The sequence below is a fragment of the Herpetosiphon llansteffanensis genome, assembly GCF_003205875.1.
GTDB lineage: Bacteria > Chloroflexota > Chloroflexia > Chloroflexales > Herpetosiphonaceae > Herpetosiphon > Herpetosiphon llansteffanensis.
In genome coordinates, this window is sequence record NZ_PUBZ01000082.1 from 45,909 (window position 1) to 69,817 (window position 23,909).

The 23,909-nt window shown below is 50.4% G+C and carries 17 protein-coding genes; 11 read left to right on the top strand and 6 right to left on the bottom strand.

Annotated features, from left to right (window positions below; translation table 11 throughout):
- Positions 1-43: 43 nt before the first annotated feature.
- Positions 44-928: a LysR family transcriptional regulator gene (locus C5S61_RS08305; protein ID WP_110514603.1), complete on the bottom strand. Its 885-nt coding sequence runs from the start codon at positions 926-928 to the stop codon at positions 44-46.
- Between the two features lie 177 nt (positions 929-1,105).
- Here C5S61_RS08305 and C5S61_RS08310 point away from each other — a divergent pair, with 177 nt between their 5' ends.
- The 11 genes from C5S61_RS08310 (at position 1,106) to C5S61_RS08360 (ending at position 17,499) form a co-directional block, all read left to right on the top strand.
- On the top strand, positions 1,106-2,836 hold the full coding sequence (locus tag C5S61_RS08310; RefSeq protein ID WP_110514604.1) for an FAD-dependent oxidoreductase: 1,731 nt from the start codon (positions 1,106-1,108) through the stop codon (positions 2,834-2,836).
- Positions 2,837-3,428: 592 nt separating this feature from the next.
- Positions 3,429-4,733: an SPFH domain-containing protein gene (locus tag C5S61_RS08315; RefSeq protein ID WP_110514605.1), complete on the top strand. Its 1,305-nt coding sequence runs from the start codon at positions 3,429-3,431 to the stop codon at positions 4,731-4,733.
- A gap of 24 nt (positions 4,734-4,757) precedes the next feature.
- Positions 4,758-5,696 (top strand): carbohydrate kinase family protein, encoded by a 939-nt coding sequence (locus C5S61_RS08320; RefSeq protein WP_110514606.1) that lies wholly within the window; start codon positions 4,758-4,760, stop codon positions 5,694-5,696.
- Between the two features lie 37 nt (positions 5,697-5,733).
- Complete coding sequence (locus C5S61_RS08325; RefSeq protein ID WP_110514607.1) at positions 5,734-6,972, top strand: GGDEF domain-containing response regulator; 1,239 nt, start codon at positions 5,734-5,736, stop codon at positions 6,970-6,972.
- A complete protein-coding gene (locus C5S61_RS08330; protein ID WP_110514608.1) occupies positions 6,969-10,454 on the top strand; it encodes a tetratricopeptide repeat protein in 3,486 nt (1,161 codons plus the stop codon). Before C5S61_RS08325 ends, C5S61_RS08330 begins: the two co-directional genes overlap by 4 nt.
- Positions 10,455-10,604: 150 nt before the next feature.
- A complete protein-coding gene (locus C5S61_RS08335) occupies positions 10,605-11,465 on the top strand; it encodes an HNH endonuclease (protein WP_110514609.1) in 861 nt (286 codons plus the stop codon).
- Positions 11,466-11,844: 379 nt separating this feature from the next.
- Positions 11,845-13,032 (top strand): acyl-CoA dehydrogenase family protein, encoded by a 1,188-nt coding sequence (locus C5S61_RS08340; protein WP_110514610.1) that lies wholly within the window; start codon positions 11,845-11,847, stop codon positions 13,030-13,032.
- Between the two features lie 134 nt (positions 13,033-13,166).
- Positions 13,167-13,790: a class I SAM-dependent methyltransferase gene (locus tag C5S61_RS08345; protein WP_164689288.1), complete on the top strand. Its 624-nt coding sequence runs from the start codon at positions 13,167-13,169 to the stop codon at positions 13,788-13,790.
- A 194-nt stretch (positions 13,791-13,984) separates the two neighbouring features.
- Positions 13,985-16,678, top strand: coding sequence for a serine/threonine-protein kinase (locus C5S61_RS08350; RefSeq protein WP_110514612.1), 2,694 nt, complete (start codon positions 13,985-13,987; stop codon positions 16,676-16,678).
- Positions 16,678-16,959, top strand: coding sequence for a hypothetical protein (locus C5S61_RS08355; RefSeq protein ID WP_110514613.1), 282 nt, complete (start codon positions 16,678-16,680; stop codon positions 16,957-16,959). The genes C5S61_RS08350 and C5S61_RS08355 overlap by 1 nt, the downstream gene beginning before the upstream one ends.
- Positions 16,960-16,977: 18 nt before the next feature.
- Complete coding sequence (locus C5S61_RS08360; RefSeq protein WP_110514614.1) at positions 16,978-17,499, top strand: peptide deformylase; 522 nt, start codon at positions 16,978-16,980, stop codon at positions 17,497-17,499.
- On the opposite strand, the gene C5S61_RS08365 is transcribed toward C5S61_RS08360, so the two are convergent.
- The 5 genes from C5S61_RS08365 to guaA all read right to left on the bottom strand — a co-directional run bounded on the left by C5S61_RS08365 (position 17,491) and on the right by guaA (position 23,802).
- Entirely contained in the window at positions 17,491-17,838 is a 348-nt protein-coding gene (locus tag C5S61_RS08365; protein WP_110514615.1) for a hypothetical protein, read from the bottom strand. The two genes, C5S61_RS08360 and C5S61_RS08365, sit on opposite strands and share 9 nt — an antisense overlap.
- Positions 17,839-17,850: 12 nt before the next feature.
- Entirely contained in the window at positions 17,851-18,459 is a 609-nt protein-coding gene (locus tag C5S61_RS08370; protein WP_110514616.1) for a CobW family GTP-binding protein, read from the bottom strand.
- Between the two features lie 30 nt (positions 18,460-18,489).
- Entirely contained in the window at positions 18,490-19,512 is a 1,023-nt protein-coding gene (locus C5S61_RS08375; protein ID WP_110514617.1) for a hypothetical protein, read from the bottom strand.
- A gap of 32 nt (positions 19,513-19,544) precedes the next feature.
- Positions 19,545-22,178 carry a winged helix-turn-helix domain-containing protein gene (locus C5S61_RS08380; RefSeq protein WP_164689289.1) on the bottom strand — a complete coding sequence of 878 codons (2,634 nt, stop codon included), beginning with the start codon at positions 22,176-22,178 and terminating at the stop codon, positions 19,545-19,547.
- Between the two features lie 79 nt (positions 22,179-22,257).
- Positions 22,258-23,802 carry a glutamine-hydrolyzing GMP synthase gene (gene guaA, locus C5S61_RS08385; RefSeq protein ID WP_110514619.1) on the bottom strand — a complete coding sequence of 515 codons (1,545 nt, stop codon included), beginning with the start codon at positions 23,800-23,802 and terminating at the stop codon, positions 22,258-22,260.
- Positions 23,803-23,909: the final 107 nt, after the last annotated feature.

A 23,909-nucleotide genomic window follows, 5' to 3' on the forward strand; every position in this document is an offset into this window, starting at 1 on the left:
CAACCTTGCTCCGTGGGCGCGGGGTGAGCAATTATCCAATTGATTATTGCGCATAATGCTGGCTGACCCATTCGTGCAATACCTGATGCAGCGCCGCCGCCGCTGGCGAAGGTTGGCGTTGACTATGGCGAATCAGCCGCAAGGTGCGTTGCAAGCTGCCATCAGCAATCGTCAAGGCATGCAAGCCGATGCGCTGATCGATGGCTAATTGCGGGACAACCGCCACGCCCAAGCCTGCCGCCACCAAACTCACCACCGTATCCATCTCGCCGCCATCGAGCACAATCCGTGGCGCAAAGCCAGCCTGCTCGCAGAGTTGCAAGGTATAATTGCGCAGCTCGTAGCCCTGCGGAAATAGAATAAAGCCTTCATCGCGTAGCTCGCTGGCAACCACACTCTGACGCTCGGCAAACCGATGCTGCTGGCTAACCGCCACGACTAGCGGCTCGCTCAGCAAGGTGGTCGATTCTACGCCATGCACAAGCGCTGAAACAATCGCTAGATCAACCACGCCTGCATTGAGCAATTCGACCAACTCGCTAGCTCCAGCTTCGTGCAATTCGAGTTGAATGCCCTGATAGCGCCGATTGAACGCGGCCAAGGCCTGCGGAATCAGCCGCGTGCCGACCGTTGGCGTAACCCCCAACGAAACATGACCAACCGTCAGATCAGCGCGGGCTTGTATGGCTTGGCGCGCTGCCTGAATTTCGGCCAAAACCCGTCGGGCATAGGGCAACAGCATATGGCCAGCATCGCTTAACTCAACCCCACGCCCAACCCGATCAAACAACTGCACCCCCACTTCCTGCTCCAACGCTTGCAGTGCTTTGCTCAACGAAGGCTGGGCAATATGCTGTTCGTGGGCAGCTTTGGTAACATTGCCCAAGCGTGCCACCGCTTCAAAATAGCGTAATTGACTAAATTCCATCACCGCTCCTTGATTAATATTTGATAGCCTCAGGCTATGATTTATAGAGCAATCATATCTTAGACGTAGCGATTTGTTAACGGTAGAGTACCCAACAACAACTATATGCCTTGGCGCAATACGGGGCAATCGTTGATTGATTGCGCTAAGGCTTCATGCTACACAATGAGGTATGCTATGCGGCAGCGTTACACAAGCGATGTTTTGGTGATTGGCACAGGCGGGGCTGGTTTACGGGCAGCAATTGAGTTGCACGATCAAGGCTTGAAGGTTTTGTTGGTTGGTAAGCGGCCAAAAGCCGATGCCCACACGGTTTTGGCTGCTGGCGGCATCAATGCAGCCTTAGCGACGGTCGATCCTGAAGATACATGGGCGATTCACGCCGCCGATACCTTGCAAGAGGGTCGCATGCTCGGCGACCCGCGCATGGTCGAATTGCTCTGTCAACAAGCGCCGCAGGTAATTGCCGAATTAGAAGCCTGGGGCATGCCCTTCGCACGCACCAGCACTGGCCTGATCGATCAGCGCTATTTTGGCGCGCATCGCTATCGCCGTACTAGCTTTGTTGGCGATTACACCGGGCTTGAGATTATTAATGCCTTAATGCGCGAAGTTGAGCATCGCCAAATTCCGATTCTCGAACGAGCGTATATCAGCGATTTGCTGCACACTGGCAATCGGGTTAATGGTGCATATGGCTTTTGGCTGGCTGATCAACGCCAATTTGTGATTGAAAGCAACGCCGTCATTTTGGCGACTGGCGGCCATATTCATATTTACCAACGTTCCTCGTCGCGGCGACGCGAAAATACTGGCGATGGCATGGCCTTGGGTTTGCAGGTTGGCGCACATTTGGCCGATATGGAGTTGGTGCAATTTCACCCATCGGGCATGATTTTCCCGCACGAATTGGCAGGAACTTTGGTGACAGAAGCAGTGCGCGGCGAAGGTGGGCGATTGTACAACCGCCATGGCGAACGGTTTATGCAGCGCTACGATGCTGAACGCATGGAATTATCGACCCGCGACCGCGTGGCCTTGGCCAATTACACTGAAATTATGGCCGGGCGTGGCAGTGAGCATGGCGGGGTTTGGCTCGATATTAGCCATATGCCAGCGAACTTAATTCGCGAACGCTTGCCACGCATGGTTGAGCAATTTCAAGCTGTGGGCGTTGATATTACTCGCGAGGCCATGCAAATTGCGCCAACCGCGCATTATTCGATGGGTGGCTTGAAAGTCGATCCATTCAGCCATGCGACCAATGTAGCTGGCTTGTATGCTGCTGGCGAGGTAACCGCTGGCGTGCATGGAGCCAATCGCTTAGGCGGCAATAGTTTGGCCGAAATTTTGGTTTTTGGGCGGATTGCAGCTCAGCATGCTGCCGAGTATGTGCGCCAACATAGCGAGCAGCCAGTCCAAGCGGCGCAAATTGAGCAAGCAGCTGAACGCTTGGCATGGGCTAGCCAGCAAGCAGGCGATTTCCACCGCAGCCTGATCGATCAATTGCAGCAGGTGGTTTGGCACGGAGCAGGCGTGGTGCGCAACGAACAAACGATCGAAGCTAGTCTTGATCAACTGCATACGCTGCGCTCACAAGCCCAGCAACGTTCGCTTGGAGCAGCCGATTTGGCCGCCAGCTTAGATTTACAATCGATGTTGCTGACTGCCGAAGCCACAATGTTGGCAGCCTTGATGCGGCCAGAAAGCCGTGGCGCACATCAGCGTAGCGATTTTCCGGCAACTGATCCCTTGTGGCAACGCACAATCGTCATCAAGCCTTATCGCGATCAAACCGAGCAGCTACGGCTTCAGCTGGATACAGAGTTAATTCCGACCGCTAGCGAAGCAGTGCAAGCAGCCTTCAGCCAGCAAGAATATAGTGTAGCTGGAAGGCTCGTTGAATAACTATTTTTAATCCACACAGGGATGAAATCGCGAAGAACACGAAGAGCGCGAAGTTTTTAGCCCCAGATTGCCACAGATTTGTAGGATTAGATTCTCTGTTCTTTGGCGGTTCATCCCTCATCCTTCATCCTTCTTCCTTCAGTTGCTCTGCGCCGCTGCGTTAAAGAATTGATCCACGAAGCGCACGAAGAGCACGAAGGACGGTCCGCTAGCCCATAGCCAATCGCCCATAGCCATACCTTCTCTGCGCTTCTGCGTTTCAGAAATCAAAAATCAGAACAAAGAGCATAGAGCATAGAACATAAGGCTATAAGCTACAGGCTTTCGGACATTGATTTGGAACCCACAGCATTAAAGCCAATAGCCAATAGCCAATAGCCAATAGCCAATTGGTAATCTGTGGCCAAAAAACTTAACCTTCGTGTCCTTCGTGGATCAACAACGTAGCCTTCGCGTTCTTCGCGGTTACTGCCCCCTGACCCCTCGCAAAAACGTCTGCTTGCAAGCATCGTGTATAATAGGCCGCAGTACTTGTTAATGGTTTTTTGAGCCTTGCTGCTGGCTTGCGGCTTAACTGCATGGGAGGCCAACGATGAGCCGGTTATCGCCCTCTGTCCTCGTGATTATCCTGCTGGTAAGCTGTTTATTTATTTATATCGGGCCAGCCCAATCGCAAGCAAATCAAGGTCTGGTTGGGATAATTCTGCTCCTAATTGTCCTAATTGGGCTTTTTTTGGCGTTTAGTCGTGGCTCGATTGCCCAACGCGAATCGGCGCGGAATATGCTAGGCACCTTAACTGGCATTACGGCAGTTTCGTGTGCCGCTTTGCTTGGCCAACAAGCTTTGAATGGCAATTTGTTGGGCTTGATGTGTGCTCCGGTGCTGCTTGCTGGCGTATATATGGTCTTTTTGGCCATGACTGCACGGATTGGCCAGCATGTTGAAGAAGGCGAAGTGTTGCTGATTCAACGCCGTATGGATCATCAACATATTATTCGCCCGCCTGGCTTGCATTCGCCAATTGTGCCCGCCCTCGAAGTTGGGGTCGCGGTAATGCCAACCTACAATATTCAGACTGATGTTGAAGTTGATATGGTTGATACTGCGTCGTTGCATAAAGTCGATAAAATTATGGTCGATACGCAATCGCGAATTATTCAGCGCTTTCCCGATGAGGGCGAAAGCATGGCCGTGGAAATGCGCTATGAAGGCTTTTTGAAACTACCCTACAACTATCCCAACCGTGACCATATTTTTAAAGAAATTGCCGACCGCCGCAATATCGATGTGATGCAAGTGCGTATGAGTGCCGATTTTTGGATCGAAGCGATTCAATCGCAATTACGTCGCGACGTTGAAGAAGATTTACGGGCAATTATCCACGATAGCACCTTTTATAACCCCGAAAAACGGAGTTATGGCAAGCTTACACCTGCTGATATTTCTGCACGGCGAGCTGAAATTGCTGCCCAATTAAAAAATCGCTTGCAAGAAAAAGTGCAGCAATGGGGCATCGAAGTGCTTGATATTGGCATTACCCAAGTTATCTTGAATGCTGATCGAATTAAGGCCTTTTATCGGGGCATTACCGCTGATCTCGAAATTCAAGCTGCCAATCGGCTATCGGAGCAAGAAATTAAGCGCACCATGGCAATGGCTGACGCAGAAGCCTATCAACGCAAGAAATTGGCTGAAACAGATCTGGAAATTCAACGCCAACGCAACGAAATTGAAAATGCTTCTAGCTTGCAAATGCTGCAAGATTGGATGAATACAATCATCGCTGATAACCCAGAAATGAAACCAGATGATTTGAAACATTTGCTCACCTTGGCGCTCGATGAGCACGAAAAACGCAAGGTCTACCGCGAACACAATCTGATTGACCAAGAATAATGCTATAACAGGGAGTTGGCTGGCATGGAACATTTTGATACAGATTGGCGCGTGGTAGTCATTGGCGGGGCAGGGCTGGATATTAAAGGGCGCATGCTTGAGCCAATGCTTGAAAAAACTTCAAATCCAGGGCGCTTGACGATTAGTGTTGGGGGGGTGGCACGCAATATTGCCGAAAATATCGCCCGTTTGGGTGCGCATAGCTCGCTGATTGCCGCTGTGGGCAACGATGAATTTGGCCGCTTAATTATTCAGCAAACGGAAGATGCTGGGGTCGATACCGATGCCATGATGATTTTGGAAGATCAGCATTCGGCAGCCTATTTGGCGCTGCTTGATCGTAATGGCTTGTTGTATACGGCGCTTGATGATAGCCATTGTGCACGCGCCGTCACGCCAGAATATATTCAGGATAATATTCAGCTTTTGCGTTCTGCCGATGCGGTGTTTATTGATGCCAACTTGTCGCGCGCTACTGCCGATGTGATTTTGCAAATCTGTGCTGAGGAAGATATTCCGGTCTGCTTCGAGCCAGTGGCCTATGGCTTGGCGGGCCGCTACCGCGATCGTTTGCGCGGCATGTATCTGATTACGCCCAACGAGCGTGAAGCCGAGGCATTAACAGGTTTACCAGTAACCTCGCCAGCAGAGGCGACCGCTGCGGCCAAAGAGTTGGTACGGCTTGGCGTGGAAATTGCGATCATCACGTTGGCACGCGAAGGCTTAGTCTATGCGACTGTCGATGGTCATGGCCATATTCCGACCTTGGTGCGCGATCTTGTCGATGCAACCGGCGCAGGCGATGCCTTGGCAGCGGCTGTCTTGTTTGGTCTAATGAACGAATTGCCCTTGGATGAGGCTGTGCGCTTGGGAGCCAGTGCCGCAGCCCTCACCGTTGCCTCGCCCGATACCGTGCGCCGCGACCTGAGCCTAGAGAGCTTGTACGCCCAGTTGTTAATCTGAGCCTAGCATTTTTGCTAGGTGCTGCCTTGGGAACAGTATGCCTGAACGTATTCTCGTTGCTGACGATAATGAAGCGCTAAGCCAATTGCTCGAACTTATTTTAGTTGAGCATGGCTATGAGGTTACTCTGGCCAACGATGGTAGCGACCTGTTAGCCAAGGCCCAACTGCATATTCCCGATTTGATGATCGTTGATATTTTGATGCCACGGATCGATGGTTACGAGGCGATTCGCCAATTGCGTAACGATACGCGGCTGGCGCATATTCCAATTATTGTGTTAACTGCGCGCACGGCAATTGAGGATGTGGTGACGGGTTTTGAATTGGGCGCTGATGATTATATCGTCAAGCCATTTCAAATGCCCGAATTGCTGGCGCGGGTGCGTGCCCAATTGCTGCGCGCTACGCGGCGGCCAGTGCTCAATCCACTGACCGGCTTGCCAGGCAATATTTTAATCGAAGAAGAAGTAAATCATCGCTTGCGCCAAGCCCAAGCCTTTGCCCTGTTATACCTCGATTTGGATAATTTCAAGGCCTATAACGATAGCTATGGCTTTGCCCGTGGCGATTTGGTGATTAAGCTTTTGGCCGCTATTTTGAGCGAAATCAAGGCCGAACACAACGACGAAGGCTTGTTTATTGGCCATATTGGTGGCGATGATTTTGCAATTATTACCCTTGCAGAGCAGGTTAATGCCTTGTGCGAAGATGTGATTCGGCGTTTTGATCAACGGATTCTGACGTTGTACGACCCAAGTAACAGCAATAAACCTGTGCCAATTCAAACCCTTTCGGTTGGAGTGGTTTTGCATCGTGGCGATATGCAACAAAGTTACCACGATCTCAGCCGAATTGCTGCCGAAATGAAACGGGTCGCCAAACAACAAACCGGCAGCGTGTATGTGGTTGATCGGCGCTCGAACGCGCAGAGCATCGAGCAAGATCGGCGCAAACGTGGCCCAACAATTGGCTTGCTTACCCAAGATGCCAGCTTGGTTGCTATTCTCAGCGATTTGCTGCAGCAGCAATCGTTATTTGTGGTTACCGCCGAAAGCGAGCTTATGCCTGATGCGTTGGTGCTTGGCTATCGTGATCGCTTGCCGAAAGTTCCCAAACATTGGCAAGGCTTGCCGCAAATTAGCCTGAAAATTGATCAATCACATGAAGAGCAACGCTTTGCCCAGCTTCAAATTCAAACCAATTTGAAGCCGACCATTCCTATTCACGAGTATCTTTCGTTGGCTTTGCACTTGGTGCGGCTGGAGGCTCGATGATCGGATGGATTTTTGTTATTTTGTTATGCGGGCTTTTTGCCTATAACCTCTATCGAACTGGCCATATGCAACGCTTGATTGCAATTCGCCAACGCCGCCAAACGCCGCGGCCTAGTGGTGCTATGGCTCCAACGTTGCGCGCCCGCGATTTGCGAACCCAACGCTCATGGGCGGTGCGTGTTCGCGATGAAGTCCAATCTCGTGGTCGCATGGGCGTTGTTATTTTTTTCCTGATTATCTTGGTTGCTTTTTTCGGCAGCTTGAATTTGTTGGGCTTTTTTGGTAGTAAGCCAGTTGAAAGTAGTCGGGCGCGGGTGATTCTCTCGCCATTTACCAATAATGCTGGTCAGCCCGCTCAAGAAGGCTTTGCAGCTGCAACCACGATGGCCCAAGCGTGGCAAACTCGTTCAGCCAATTTGCAATTTGCTGTGCTCAAAACGCCAATTGCCGATGCCCAAAGTGCTTGGAGTTTGCCCGATCGCCCACAATATGATGTGGTGATTTGGGGGTCGATTGTGGCTGGTGGCGATGCCAATAGTGCCAGCATTGAGCCGCAATTGCTCTGGACTCCGCGCCAACCCTTGCCACACGATCGCGCCTTGGGCCTGCGCGAACGCTTGATTTTGCCGCTCGTCTATAACTTGGCTGATCAGCCGTTTAATGCCCAAGCATTGCTTGGCGAAATTTTGGTTGTGCTCGATCTCTATCAAGTTGGTGATTACGATCAAACGGTGCAAGCGATTAACAGTTTGCTCGATCGCTATGCCGTCGATGGGCCGCTGCGTCCTGATTTGCTCTTGGGTATTCGTGGCTCAATTGCCGCCTTGCAAGAGCAATGGAGCCTCGCCGAGGGCGATTTTCGCCGCGCCTTGGAAACTGCCGATAAAGCAGAATACTGGAATAATCTTGGGGTTACGCTGCTTGAGCAAGGCCGTTTTTCCGAGGCCACGCAAGCCTTCAATAATGCCCAAGATCGGATGAAAGGCACCAATAGCGACCTAACCGCGCTGCATCTGAATCGCGGTATTTTGGCCTTGCGCGGCGTTGATCCAGCAGTGGCAGTAGGCGAATTAGCCTTGGCAGTCAAACTTAATCCCAATGGCATTAGTAATAAATTGGCTTTGGTTGAGGCTCAATTGCAAGCCAATCAACTGGCCGAGGCGATCGAAACCATCAATAACCTCAATGGCTATGCCAGCGACGATCCATTGGTGCAATTGATGACCGCGCGCGTTCAGATGGCCCAATTGGTCAACAATGGCGATCAGCCCTTGTGGGAATTGGAGATTGTGCCGCCCTTAGCGCGCGAAACCTTGACGATTGTGCGCCAACGGCTCGATGCTGCGGTTATTACGCTTGAAACGATTTCGACCCAACAACGCCAAATTGCTGCCCGCGATGATGCTGCGGGTTTGCCTGAATCAGGGCGGGTGCACGAAGCTCATTCGCGCCAAGCCTTTGAATTGCTCAACCAAGTGCGCTATTGGCAGGCAGTAGCCATGACCGAGGAAGGAATTTCGGCTTCGGTTGAGCCAAAAGGCCGCTTGCGCGGCATGTGGGATGGCATGTTTGGCGATGATCCACCACTTGAGCTTGCCCAAGCAGTGATTGATCCGCTGGCCAAAACGCAAGACCAGAATTATGCAATTTTGATTCAAGCAGGGCGGGTACATCGGATTTTGGGCGAGCCAAAAACTGCCATGGATTATTACACCCAAGCCACGACCTTGAACGCCAATCGGCCTGAGGGTTGGTATGGCTTGGCAATTACTCGCTTCAATACAGAAGGCCCAAGCCCTGAGCGTAATCAGGCGGTACGCGATTATTTGCAAAAAACCTTGGCAGCCGCGCCAAACTTCACGCCAGGCTACATTTTGGCTGCGCGCTTAGAAACGCGCGATAAACAGTGGGCCGCAGCCTTGCCCTATCTGCAATGGATTGTGGCCAATCGCCCTGATAATCTTGGGGCGCGAATTACGCTTGGCACAACCCAACGCGAGCTTGGGGCCTTGGCGGAGGCCGAAGTTACCTTATTGCCCTTGGCCAATGCCAATAACAGCACGGCCTTGGTCGAATTAGGCAAGGTCTACGCCCAAGCTGGCCAAGATCAAGCTGCCGAAGATATTTACTTGCGGGCGTTGAATGTTGATGCCAGCAATGCCAGTGCTGCCTATGAAATTGGGCGTTTGCGTCAAAATCGTGGCGATTACGCTGGTGCAGAAAAAGCCTATCAGGTTGCAACCGAAATCAATACAGGCTATGTGGAAGCACATTTGGCCTTGGGTCAGCTCTATGCCCGTTACCTCGATCAGCCAGATAATGCGGTTGCTGCCTATCAGCGGGCGATTGATGCTGGCGGCGAAGATCCACGCAACTTCGAAGATATGGGCCGCGAATTTTTGGAGATTGGGCGTTATAGCGAGGCCGCCGATGCCTTGGAGCAATCGGTGCGCTTAAACCCGAATGTGCCTGAATCGCGCCATTATTTGGCCCAAGCCTACCTTGAGCAAGGCCGCTTTGAGGCTGCTCGCGAGCAAGAACGGGCGGCGATTGCCCGCGATGCAGACGGGGTGTATATCGAGGCCCAACTTGGCATTGCCGAGAGTTTTCGCCGCGAACGGCGCTTCGATGAAGCAATTAGTGCCTATAACGAAATTTTGGATAACGATTCGACGATTATTCCTGCCTATATTGGCTTAGGCCGCACTGCTGCCGATCGCGGTGAGTGGCAAGGTGCGATTGGCTACTACAACCAAGCGCTCGCCCGTGAGCCAAATAGCACGAATGCCCATTTTTGGCTAGGCCAAGCTTTGATTGAGCAAGGCTTCTACGAGCGGGCGCTTGATGAATTTAATCTTGTGCTGGCAACCGACCAGAATAATGTTGAGGCATTGTTTGGGGCTGGGCGAGCCTATAGCAATATGGCAATTAATAATTATGCCTATGATCCAGCCCAAGCTGCCGAATATGATGCCGAAGCGCGGCGCTTGCTTGATCGAGCCTTGAGCTATCGGCCCAACGATGGTCGCGCCTTGTTTGAGCGCGGGAAGCTCAACGAGCGCCAAAATCAACTTGCCGCAGCAATTAGCGATTATGGGCGGGCGGCGCAAATCGATACCCAAAATAGCGAAGCGCTCTATTTGCAAGGCAAGCTTTATCTAAGCCAAAACAACTTGCAAGCAGCAGAAGAGGCGCTTGATCAATCGGTGCGGCGTAATCAAACTGATCCAATGGCCTTGTATTGGCTTGGCCGAACCTATCGTGCTCAAAATCGCACCACCGATGCGATTAAGGCCTTTGAGCGGGCATTAGCGGTTAATGGCAATTTCCACGAAGCTCGCTATTATCAAGGCTTGACCGCCGAAGAATCCAACCAGCTTGATTTGGCGCGCGAGGCCTATAAGCTGATTAGCCAACAAGCCAGCCCTGATGATCGCTGGCGCTTGCAAGCAGAGGAACGCCTGCGCGATTTGGGTCAATAGTTGATCTGTAAAGGGCAGAGGGGTCAGTGGTCAGGGGCTAGTTTTGAAACCGCGAAGGACGCGAAGAGCGCGAAGTTTAGATTTTTAGCCACAGATTCCACAGATTATTCAAGAATAGAGTATTAAAATCTTATTAGTAAGGTTTTTATTATGGTAATAAAAGACCAAGAAATTAGACAGTCATTATACCGAGATATACACTATGAAAATGTAGTAAATTATGACTTTCTTATCCTAATGATTAGATCTGCACTTAAGGTTGATATTAGTACGGCAAAAGTTGTCTTTCATAAATATATTTTACCAAGTATTCAAAAACTACTTCAGCAAGGATTTATTGAATATTATAAGAAATATATGTCAATAAATAATAATGATGGTTGGATATTAAAGGTTTCAAAGAGATATCATCCTTTATCTTATGGATCGCTATTTCTACTGTTTCAGAGTAAATTATCAGATTTTAATAAACAAAGTAATCTGTTTTATTTTATTGATGAAAATTATAGTTTATATGAAAATAAAGATGATAACCTGAATTTATCTCCTATTGAGGAAATGCAACTAAAAAATGAAGACGATTTCATACTACAAAATTATCAAATCGATCTACGCAAGAAGGCTAGCAGAAATATAACTATTAGACAAGGACAGCCTGAATTTAGAAAGAAGTTAATAGAAATATTTGATGGCAAATGTGTTATTACGGAATGTGAATTTTTGCCTATTCTTGAGGCTGCACATATTTTACCTTATAAAGGATCTCATACTAATATCTTATCAAATGGTTTATTGTTAAGAACAGATATACATAATCTTTTTGATCAAGGATATATTTATATCGATTATAAAAGTTTAAAAGTCCATATTGCTATCGAACTGTATAAATCTGAGTATAACCAAATCCATCAATTTCGAGTTATTGACCCTATTAAGAATCGTATTCGTATCTCAAGGAATGCGTTAAAAATACATCAAGAATGGGCTACAAGTATGCATAAATTTGAGTAACTGTCGGCGCTTGCAAGCAGAGGAACGCCTGCGCGATTTGGGCCAATAGTTGATCCGCGAAGAGCACGAAGGGCACGAAGGTTGAGATTTTAGCCACGAATTGCACGAATTCCACGAATTAGCGTTATTTTGGCCACAGATTTCACAGATTTTTTTGATTATCGTTCCCATAGCCAAACGCCTATAGCCTATAGCCTCATTTCTTCGTGCTCTTCGTGCCTTTCGTGGTTAAAACTGCTTTTTGACTTTTGCCTTCTGACTTTTGATTTTCCCCTTCATCCCTCATCCTTCATCCTTCATCCTTTTAAAAACTGTGGTATAGTAATAACGCAGTGCGTCATCCTCGATCCGACGCAAAATCATAGAAGGAGATCCATCAATGACGATGCAAGAGCATACCAACGATCCCGCCTTGGACTTCTACCAATTTGATTTGCTGTTAACGCCTGAAGAGCGCGAAGTCCGTGATCGGGTGCGCAGCTTTATGCAGCGTGAAGTTAAGCCAATCATCAACGAATATTGGGAGAAGGGCGAATTTCCGTTCGAATTGATTCCCAAGTTGGCTGAACTCAAGGTGTGTGGCGGCACGATTCAGGGCTATGGCTGCCCCGGTTTATCGAGCGTGGCAACCGGCTTGGTTGCTGCCGAAATGGCTAAGGTCGATGGCTCAGTCTGTACCTTTTTTGGCGTAACCAGTGGCTTGGCAATGTCGAGCATCTACTATTGTGGCTCGGAAGCCCAAAAAGAATATTGGTTGCCCAAATTGGCCTCAATGGAGAAAATTGGCGCATTCGCCCTCACCGAGCCAGATAACGGCTCAGATGCTTCGCATATCCAAACCACGGCGCGGCTTGAAGGCGACCACTATGTGCTCAACGGCCAAAAACGCTGGATTGGCAATGCCTCGTTTGCAGATGTGATTATTGTTTGGGCCCGCGATGAAGCAACCAACCAAGTCAGCGGCTTCTTGGTCGAAAAAGATACACCTGGCTTTGAAGCAACCGTGATGCACGGCAAAATTGCCAAGCGCGCGCTGTGGAATGCAGAAATCAAACTCGACAATTGCCGAATTCCTGCTAGCAATCGGCTTGAAAAAGCTCGCTCCTTCAAAGATACCGCCGTTGTGCTGGCCAACACCCGCTTTGGTGTTGCATGGGAAGGCGTTGGCCATGCCCAAGCTGCCTACGAAATGGCCTTGCGCTATAGCCAAGAACGCAAACAATTTGGTAAGCCAATCGCTGGCTATCAATTAATCCAAGAAAAATTGGTCAAGATGTTGGCTGAAGTCGTGGCCATGGAATTAACCACTTGGCGCTTGAGCGTGCTGCGCGACCAAGGCTTGATGACCGATGGTCAATCGTCGCTGGCCAAGATGAATAATTCGGCCAAAGCCCGCCAAATTGTGGCGCTGGGCCGCGAAATCTTTGGCGGCAACGGCCTGCTGCTCGAAAACCATATTGCGCGCCATTTTGCCGATATGGAAGCGGTGTACACCTACGAGGGCAGCAACGAAATCAATACGCTCGTCGTTGGCCGCGAAATTACTGGTGTGGCCGCCTTCGTCTAAATCGTAATCAATTCGGGTTTTCAATCGCAGGCCGCTTTGGTCTGCGATTGGGCGTTAAATTGCATCAAATGGCCGATGTTGAATTGGCGACTGTTGGCTATGCTCAAGGCTTGATAGTGTATAGGAGTAAGCCAATGTCAATTCAACATGCCTACAATCAATGGGCCACAAGCTATGATACTGACCATAATCGTACCCGCGACCTTGATCAACAATTGATGCGCGAGCTGTTGCAGGGCCAAAACTATCGAGCAATTCTGGAGTTGGGCTGTGGCACGGGCAAAAATACGCAGTTTTTTAGCACACTTGGCGCTGAAGTGGTGGCGCTCGATTTCTCAGCAGGCATGCTTGAGCAAGCACGCAGCAAAATCAATGCAAGCCATGTGCAATTTCAGCAGGCCGATTTAACCCAAGCATGGCCAGTTGCCAGCGGTCATTTCGATTTGGTGGTGACGAACCTGGTGCTTGAGCATCTGGCTGATCTCGATCATTTTTTTGCCCAAGCCAGCCAAGCTATGGCCGCTCATGGGCAATTATTGGTTTCTGAATTACACCCATTTCGCCAGTATCAAGGCTCGCAGGCTCGTTTCCAAGGCCAAACAGGCGTGATTCAAGTTCCTGCTTTTACCCATCATATCAGCGATTTTTTGCTGGCGGCGGCCAAGGCTGGCTTGCAGCTGAGCCAATTGCACGAACATTGGCATAACGATGATCTTAATCTTCCTCCACGCTTGCTCACGCTGCGTTGGCACAAATAAGCGAACGCTGGCAGAGATTGTGCTAGCAATCACCCTTTAATTGCAGCGCTTGTAACACCACTACGGCCAAGTACGTAGAAGCGCCAACATACTCTCAGCAGAATCTCAGCTTGCGCAGCCCTGCAACTATTCACAAAAGCCCTGAGATCGTCTAGACTGAGCCGACACAATGAATTATTGTGAGGTCTTTTTATATGCAAGATCCCCAGTTGATTGGGCGCATGCTCAATCATTTCAAAATTGTTGATAAACTTGGTCAGGGTGGGATGGCGATGGTCTATCGTGCCTACCAAGAAAACCTCAATCGTACGGTGGCGCTCAAATTGTTGCCCCCAGAGATGACGTTTGACCAAAGTTATATTGCACGCTTTCAGCAAGAAGCTCGGGCAGCTGCTGGGCTTGAACATACCCATATTGTGCCAATCTACGAAATTGGCCAAGCTGAAGGCTTTTACTATATCGTGATGAAATACATTGAGGGCAATACGCTCAAGGAAAATATTGAGCAAGAAGCCCCAATGTCGGTCAATCGCGTGTTGGAGTTGCTTGAGCCAATTGGCAAGGCACTCGATTATGCTCATAAGAAGGGTGTCATTCACCGTGACATCAAGCCCTCGAATGTGATGCTCACGCCAGAAGGTTGGGTTTATTTGACCGACTTTGGCTTGGCGCGTGGCGGTAGCAGCGACTCAGGGCTAACCCAAATTGGTACGGTAATGGGCACGCCTGAATATATGTCGCCGGAGCAGGCCCAAGGCTTGGCGGTGGGCGCGGCGAGCGATTTGTATTCGTTGGCAATTATGGCCTACGAAATGCTGACCAAGCAAATGCCATTTGTGGCCAATAATCCCCAAGCAGTGCTGTTGGCGCGGGTCATTCGTGCGCCGCGAGCACCAAGCGATTTGCTGCCAACGATGCGTTCGGCGGTTGAAGATGTGTTGATGAAAGCCTTGGCGCGCACGCCCGAGGCGCGTTATGCAACCGCTGCTGATTTCTTTGAAGCCTTGCGTCAAGCCAATAATGGGGCGCAGCCAAACATTCCTGCAACGCCAGCCTTTGTGCCAAACCAACAACCAAATTATGCGCCAACGCCAAGTTACCCAGCAACTCCGATGAGTAATCAACAGGCGGCTGTGCCACCGTATCAGCCAACGCCATTGAGTAATCAGCAGATTCGGCCTAGTTATCCAAGCAATCCAAGCAATCAACACGTGCCAATGCACAATCAATCGCCGTATGATGGCTATATTGCGGCCAATACCCAAGCGACGAAGCCAGCGATTATGCCGGTAACTGGCCAAACCGTGCACTATCATCAGCAGCCAATTAGCCAACCAAGTCCTGCCGCATACACGCCACCAGCAACCGCTTCGGCCCAGCGCAATAAACAAAAATTGACGATCTGGATTGGCGTAGGGGTTCTGCTGCTGATTGCGGCAGTCGTTGGGATTATTTTGGCCAATAGCAGCGATGCTGAAGATATTATTGCTCAAGGCGATGCAGCATTTGAACGGCGTGGCGGCTTGATCGAGGCGATTAATCTCTACAAAGAAGCAACTGCTGCCGATGATGAGAGTTTCGATGCCCACGAAAAACTGGCGATTGCCTACCTGATGCGTGGCCAAACGCCCGATGCCAACGAGGCAATTCGCAAAGCAATCGCGCTTGATGCCGATCAAGCCAGTGGCCATGCTTGGTTAAGCCAAGTACACTCAGATAATCGTCAACATAACGATGCCTTGGCCGAGGCCGAAGAAGCAGTACGTTTGGATGGCAATAATCCCTTGGCCTATATAGCGCGGGCTACTGCTCGCTCTGATGTTGGCAACGAGCTAGGCGATAGCGATTTGCTCAAGCAAGCGTTGGCCGATGCAGATAAGTCGATTGAGTTGGCGGCCAATCGTTCGCGCTTTGAACAAGCCATGGCCTATAGCGCCAAAGGCTATGTGCAATGGGTTCTCTATCAAGACGAAACCAGCCGCGACGCGGGAGCTGGCAAAGAATATGTCGTCGATGGCATTGATAATTTCAATCGGGCGATTGGTTTGCAAGAGCAATTGCCATTGCTGCGCAATAATATTGGCTATTTTTATGCTGAACAAGGGCGGGTTGCGCTCTACTTAGGTGAATCGGAAACCGCTGAGCAGCGTTTTGCTAAAGCCTATCAATCATTTGACGATGCCTTAGCGCTCGATCCCAATTATGGTTTGGCCTTTGCGGGCAAGGGCTGGACGCAAATTTACGAACGTAAATATGAAGAAGCCCAGCAATTTTTCGATCAGGCACTTGAACGCAACCCCAAAGATGCCAATGCCTTAAATGGCCGCGCGCTAACCAACTGGTGGCTTGGCCGCAACAATTCGAGCGATCCGCAGAGCGATTATGCAGCTGCGATTCGCGATTATGAGGCTGCTTTGGCAGGCGCGCCATCGTGGCTTTCGGTCTATGTCGATTTGGGCTATGTCTATCTCTACGACACCAAAGATACCGATAAAGCGATTGCAACCTTCAAAAAGGCCTTAGAGCGTGATCCCGATTACCCAAATGCGATTGCTGGCCTTGCTGATACCTACTATGAAACGCGCTATTACGATGAGGCGTTGAAGCTCTACGAGCAAACAATTGACCTCAAGCCCGATTTTGCGACCGCCTACCTCGGCAAAGCCAATGTCTTGTACTCTAGAAAAGAGTACGATGCGGCAATTGACCAATACAGTACGGCGCTTGAATATGATTCCTCGCTCAAAAACGCCTATATCGGCAAAGCCTATTGTTACCAAGGCAAAGGCAATATTGAAGAGGCGCGCAAAGTGCTTGAAGATGGAATCGATTCGGTATCGTATAATGATCAATCAGAATTGAAAGCTATATTGGATAAACTGAAATAATGCGACCACTGATTCTCTCACTTCCAGCAGTCATTATGTGCTGCGGCATCATTTGGATGGCCGCAGCAACCACGTTTTTCGCCAATCGTTCTGGTCGGGTAGCCGACCTGCGCAAATTATTTAGTCAGATGAGCCTTGGCATTGGGGCAGCGTTTTTAGTTTGGGCGGGCATTGTGATGCTGCTCGATATTGTTAAAATCGCGTATCCCACCATCTTTGCGATTGTTGGGGCCATCTTTCTGTTTCAAGGTTGGGCATTTAGCCGTTTCAAGCTATTCTAAACCAGCAAGGAGCCTGCTATGGGGGTTGTACCACTGATCGAGCTTGGAAACCCATTGTTACGCCAGCCAGCAACCCCATTTGCAGACCCAACCAGCCCTGAAGTGGCGCGGATTTTGAATGATATGCGCGATACGTTGGCCGATATGCGCCAACGCATTGGCTATGGCCGAGGCATTGCCGCCCCGCAAATTGGCGTGCTCAAACGCCTAATATTGATCGATACTCCCGAAGCGAATTTGGTCTTGGTTAACCCACGTTTCGAGCGCTGGAGCCGCGAGGAAGATGAGCGCTATGAATCGTGTTTTAGTTTTTCTGGCATTTGGGGGCTGGTGCAACGCCCGCTGGGCGTAACCGTTGTCGCTTATACCTTGGCTGGCGAGGAGCAACGCATCGAAGCAACTGGCAGTCTCTCGCGCATCATCCAGCACGAAATGGATCATCTTGATGGCTTTATATGGCTCGATCGTAACCCCGATTTGCATAGCCTCTGCACAACCCAAGAATATGAAAAACGCTACGTCAGCCGCGAATCACATTAATTGCTTGAGCATGGTTTGGGCTGCCTGAGCTGCAAGTTGCGCATGGCGATCATCAATTCCATAGACTGCAATGTAGATTGTAATTTCGGCCTTGGTTGCAGCAACCAATGGCTTCGGTGCATTGCGCCACGAATTATGGCCATTGGCCTCGGTGCGCGAAACATAACACACCTGATCGCCTGTATCCATCATTAATTTACAATGGCCAAGCCACTCTGGCGCGGCGGTGCAAATGCACTCGTCGGCTGCTTGCAAGGCTGCTTCAAAAAGCGCTTGCAGCTGGTTGGTTGCTGAAAGTTCGAGTTGTTCGACAAGCGTTGCTGCGCCAATTTCTAGCATGCAGTTGCTCCTTTAGCGCAATGGCTCACTAAATGCCCGTAGCATCAAGGTGGTAGCTGCTGGATCATCGGCAGTAAACGGAATCACTGGCACATCTGGGCGCAAACTACGAATCTCGGCGGCGACATGCTCCAGCACACTTGGCTCTACTAAATCGCTTTTGGGCAACACAATCACATCGGCGATATTAATTTGGCCGCGCAACAAATCGCCTAAGCCATAGCTATCGTGCCACATTTTGCCAAAGCGCACCGGATCGACCAAAGCAATAAAACGCCAATTGATCTGGCTGATCATTGGGTGTTGCAAGCTGGCTTTGAGCAATTCAGGCTTGGCAATACCGCTGGCTTCAAGCAGCAGCCAATCTGGCTCATAATGTTCGCTCAAACGCTGCACCGTAATTTGCAAGGGCAAGGCCAAATCGCAACAAACGCAGCCAGCCCGCAATTCGCGCACCGTCATGCCCTGCGATTGCAGATAGCGGCCATCGATGCCAACGCTACCACGCTCGTTTTCGATAATCGCCACATACTCGCCACGATCAGCCAAGGCATTGGCGACCGCTAATAGCAAGGTTGTTTTGCCTGTTCCCAAAAAGCCAGTTAATACCGCCGCGCGCATAGCCGTGCCCTCCGCTGAATCACCTTGGTATTATAGACCATGTGCTTGGCGAAACGTCGCCTCTGTCGCCGCCAATAATGCCTCGCGCTGCTCCAAGGGCAAATGATATTCGTGGTGTTTTAGTGTATCAGGGTAGATTTGAATTGATTGGGCTTCGCTTTGGGCAATAATTTCAGTGAAAAAATTAAATGCTTGATTTTGATGAGCATCGAGTAATTTAGTTTTAATTGTTTCCCATGCAGCTGCATAATCCACAATTGGTAAGGTTACGTGCTGACCGACGATTTGCTGATATTGGCTAAAATCATAGCCATAGTGATGCAAGCGCCAGCCAGTCCAAGGATGCGGCAACAATTGCATGTTTGCGTTAATCTCAGCACTCCAGACATAGACAACCTGCTGTTGCAGATCAAGATGCAAACAATCAACTAACTCTTTATGCATCAAACTTAAATCAAATGTTTGATAGATTAAATGCTGCTGTAAACCATCAAAAGCTTGCAGCGGTGCATAGAGCAAATTAAATATATCTTCTTGTAAAGGAAAGAAATACACTTGGTCATCATTAAACCGGATACTGAGCAAGGTCCACACCTTAGCATCAGCAGTAAGCACCTGAAATTGAGGTGTTTCTACTTGATACATACGCTCAGTTCGTTCATTCGTTAGCGGAAAGCTTTGGCAAAAATCATCGAATATGCCAAGATAGAGCGCAAAATCATACATTTTGCGATAGGCCCATTGAATTTTCCAGCTAGGCCAGCGGTAACCCATACACTCAACCAAAATAGCTTGCTTGCTAAGATCGAGTGGCTCATTCTCGCAACCAAAGAGCAGCACGATCTGTTTAAAGGGATCGATTAAGATTCCAGACTCAATGATATAGGGATCTGTCCATTGATCTGGCTGGCGTTGAGCTTGCATGCGAATGAGTTTGAGCGCATGCTCAGGCCCCCAAAAAACCTGAAACGGCAAAGTATTCGCAATCCAATGATCGTAGTAGAGTTCATAGCCGGTTTCGGTCACGATAATTAAATTGGTTCGATGCCCCATCGCTAGCTCCCTTCACTGATTATTTTGGTTGGTTAATGCAATAAGCCTTCGTCGCGGGCAATTGCCACTGCTTCGGTGCGGCTGCGGGCATTCAACTTGCCAAGCAAATTATTGACATGGCGTTTAACTGTACCAATCGCAATGATTAAACGTTCAGCAATTTCGGCGTTGCTATGGCCCAATGCCAATAATTTCAGCACTTCGATTTCGCGTTCGCTCAGCGGCTCGTTGAGGCTTTGGGCGGCGCTGGCAGTGCTGCTTTGTTGCAGCATTGCGGCTACAATCGCTGCTCGTTGGGCGGCATAGCTCGTGCCTTCGCGCAGCAATTGGGCCAGCACTGGGCCTGCATCAAGAAAGCCGCGCAACGCGCCTTCATGCTCGCTGATTGCCAACGCTTGTTCGAGTTGGGTTTGGGCTGGCTTGGGATTATTTTGGGCGGTATAAGCCAAGGCCAAGCTCAGCAGCCATTCCAACCGATTGCCGCCATATTTGATCGTTTGTTGCAGCAATGGTTGTACCAGTTGAATTGCTTGGGCTGGCTCGTTATTGGCAATCAGCCAGCGAGCATAGGTGTTGGCCGCGCCGACCTGCTGCCACTGCCAAACTGTTTGCTGCACACTTTGCGCCCAACGCCGCACCGTAGCAAGATCGCCGAGAATCAAGGCCATACGAGCTTGGGTGGCTTGCACTTCGTTGACAAAGCGCCCAACATTATTGCGTTGGGCAAAATGCAGTGCTTGCTCGATTGAGGCTTGGCTATTGCGCCGCTCGTTATTGGCATGCTCAACCCGCGCGCGCAAACGATAGCCATCGGTGGCAATATCCAAATAGCCATTAATTTGAGCGATTGCAATCGCCTGCTCGGCGTGGGTTTGGGCTTGCTCAAGCTGGTTCCATTCGTAACAAACTTCGCCCAAGCCAACGTGAATTAAGCCCAAGGCTGGCACTTGATGCCAACCACGCTCGCTGGCTAGCTCGATGCCACGGCGATAGGTTGCTGCTGCCTTGCGCAAATCGCCTTGTTGGGCTTGAATTTGGCCGAGATCGGCAATTGCCAAGAGCATGGCAAAGGTGTTGCCGCTGCGTTGATTGATCGTCACTGCATCGCTGGCCGCCGCCACAGCAATAGTTAAATTGCCAGTTAAGCGCGCCGAAACGGTTAAGTTGCCGAGCAAAATTCCGCGCAACACCAAATCGTCGTGTTCGACGAGTTCAAGCGCTGCCTGCGAATGGCGCATCGAATGCTCAATATTATCGCCAAAGCGCAACAAGACCGCCTCGATGGTGGCAATTTCGGCTTTGGCGCGGGCTTGTTCGGCTTCTGGTAAGGCGGTAAGTTGGGCACTGGCTTGGTTAAGATGTTCTTCGATGCCCAAAATATCGACGGTCAGCAATTGCGACCAAGCAGCAATTAAGGCCAAATGGCTTGATTGGCTGAGTTGGCTGGCTGGCAAACGCGCCAACCAATTGCGCACACTCAAGGCTTCGCCACGCATCAAGGCATCGCGGCCAAATTGGGCAATCAAATTGGTAGCTTGTTGATGATCGTTGGCTGCAAGACTGTAGTTAATTGCCGTGTTCAAATCGTTGTTGGCTGCATGCCAAGCACTGGCGCGTTGCAAATACTCGGTTGGGGCTTGCGGATCGAGCTGCTGGAGCCGAAAACGCAAAAATTCGGCAAATAAATGATGATAGCGATACCAGCGCCGTTCATCATCGAGCGCGACCAAAAAGAGTTGCGCCGCCTCCAATTGCACTAGCATTTGCGCGCCTGTGCCTGGCTGCCAATCCAAGAGATGGTCGCATAAGGCTCCGGTCAAGCGTTCAGCTACGCTGGTTGCAAGCAGAAATTCAACCGTGGCTGGGTCAAGCCGATCAAGCACTTCTTCGGCCAAGTAATCGAAAATATAGCGATGGCTGCCGCTAAACCCACTTAATAATTGTTGCACATTGGTGCGATCTTTGGCCGAAAGCGCTGCCAATTGTAGCCCAGCAACCCAGCCTTCGGTGCGCTCGGTCAGCCAATCGATCGTTGCTTGATCGGGTAAATCGCTGAGGGTTTGGCGCAACAATTGGCTTGTTTCAGCAGCATTAAATCGCAGCACGCTAGCATCGATTTCGCTGAGGTAACCGCGCCCACGCCAACGCCCCAAAGGCAAGGGCGGCACGCTGCGGCTGGCGATAATCAGGTGCAATTGGGCTGGGAGTTGATCGACGAACCAAGCCAGCGCAGTATGCACAACTGGCGTATCGATCCAATGATAATCATCGAGCACCAGCACGATTGGCGCGAGCTGAGCCACGCTAATTTCATTGATCAACAAGGTTAACACTGCTTCGATTGCTGGTTGCTGCAAGCCGTTCAACAACGCCAAGGCATTGCGGCCTAAGGCTGGTTCAAGCGTTTGCAGGGCGGCAATCAGATAGCGTGCAAAGCGAATTGCATCATTGTCGTTACTATCTAGGGTGAGCCATGCAACGCGCTGATGCTCAGCGGCCAGCGCACTCAGCAAGGTGGTTTTGCCGCTGCCAGCGCTCGCGGTAATTAGGGTTACTCGCCCGCGCACAGCTATGCGCTCAAGCACATGCTGGCGCTCAACCAGCGTACTTGGGGTGTGCGGAGCTGCCAATTTGGTCAACAAAACTAATTGATGCAAGTCGCTCATAGTGCTCATTTGGCAACATAGACCACCATGGTTTGGTGGTCTATGCTCCTGCTAGAATGGGTTTGATTCGGTCAGAAGGTTATTCCCATTCGATGGTGGCTGGTGGTTTTGAGGAAATATCATAGACCACCCGATTGACCCCATTGACTTCGTTAACGATCCTGCTGGAGACTTTTGCTAACAGTTCGTAGGGCAAGCGTGCCCAATCGGCGGTCATAAAGTCCTCGGTGCTGACCGCGCGAATCGCAATTGTATCTGCATAGGTGCGATAATCACCCATCACGCCAACGCTCTGGACTGGCAACAACACCGCAAAAGCTTGTTGGGTGGCGCGATACAAGCCAGCTGCTCGCAATTCTTCGAGGAAAATCGCATCTGCATGGCGCAAGGTTTCCAAGCGCTCGAAGCTAATTGCGCCCAGCAAACGCACGGCCAAACCAGGGCCAGGGAAGGGATGCCGCCAAACCCAATCTTCGGGCAAGCCCAACGCCAAGCCTGCTGCTCGCACTTCATCCTTGAACAACATGCGCAACGGCTCGATCACCTTCAATTTCATATCAGCGGGCAAGCCGCCAACATTATGATGGGTTTTGATTTTAACCGCCACGTTGCGATCTGGCGCTGTCGATTCGATCACGTCGGGATAGAGCGTGCCTTGTACCAAGTAGGCTGCATCGTCGAGGTTGCGGGCTTCGCGCTCGAAAATCCGAATAAACTTCTCGCCGATGATTTTGCGCTTTTGCTCTGGGTCGGTCACGCCAGCCAGCGCAGCCAAAAATTCGTCGGCAGCATCAACCGTGATCAACTCAATTTGGAAGTGATCGCGGAAGGTGCGCGAAACTTGTTCGGCCTCGCCACGGCGCAACAAGCCGTTATCAACAAAAATACAGGTCAAGCGTTCGCCGATGGCTTGATGCGCCAACAAGGCCGCAACTGCCGAATCAACTCCACCGCTGAGCGCACAAATCACTTGGCCACTTGGCGCTTGCTGCTGAATGCGCTCGACTGCTTCTTGGATAAATTGGCTTGGTTGCCAGCTACCAGCACATTCGCAAATGCGGTAGATAAAATTGTGCAGCACTTGCTTGCCATACGGCGAATGCACGACTTCGGGGTGAAATTGCAGCCCATACCAGCGCCGCGCTTCATCGGCAGCAGCTGCGTAGGGCGAATTGGGGCTAACCGCAATCGGATGCCAGCCAGCAGGCAGGGTTTCCAAGCGATCGCCGTGGCTCATCCAGACCGAATGTTCGCTGGGAATATCGGCCAAAAGCGGCGATTCAGCAGTAATCGTAATCACGGCATGGCCAAATTCGCGGTCGTTGGATGGCGCAACTTTGCCGCCCAAATGATGCGCTTGCAACTGCAACCCATAGCAAATGCCCAAAACTGGCAAATTGCTGGCCAAAACCCAATCTGGCAGTTGCGGCGCGCCTTCAGCATAAACGCTATTCGGCCCGCCCGAAAGAATCACGCCCTTGGGCTGGAGTGCGGCAATCGTCGCCTCATCTGCATCGAAGCGCACTAATTCGCTATAAACGCCCGCCTCACGAACCCGCCGCACAATCAACTGACTATATTGTGAGCCATAATCAAGCACCACAATTGCTTCATTCTGTGTCATTGTTTCCTCAGTTTGGCACAACAACGGCGTTGTTATTCTGGTTGAGCATACGATGCGGCTAGTTTAACATAGGAATGCAGAAGGTAGAACATAGAACAAAGAGCAAA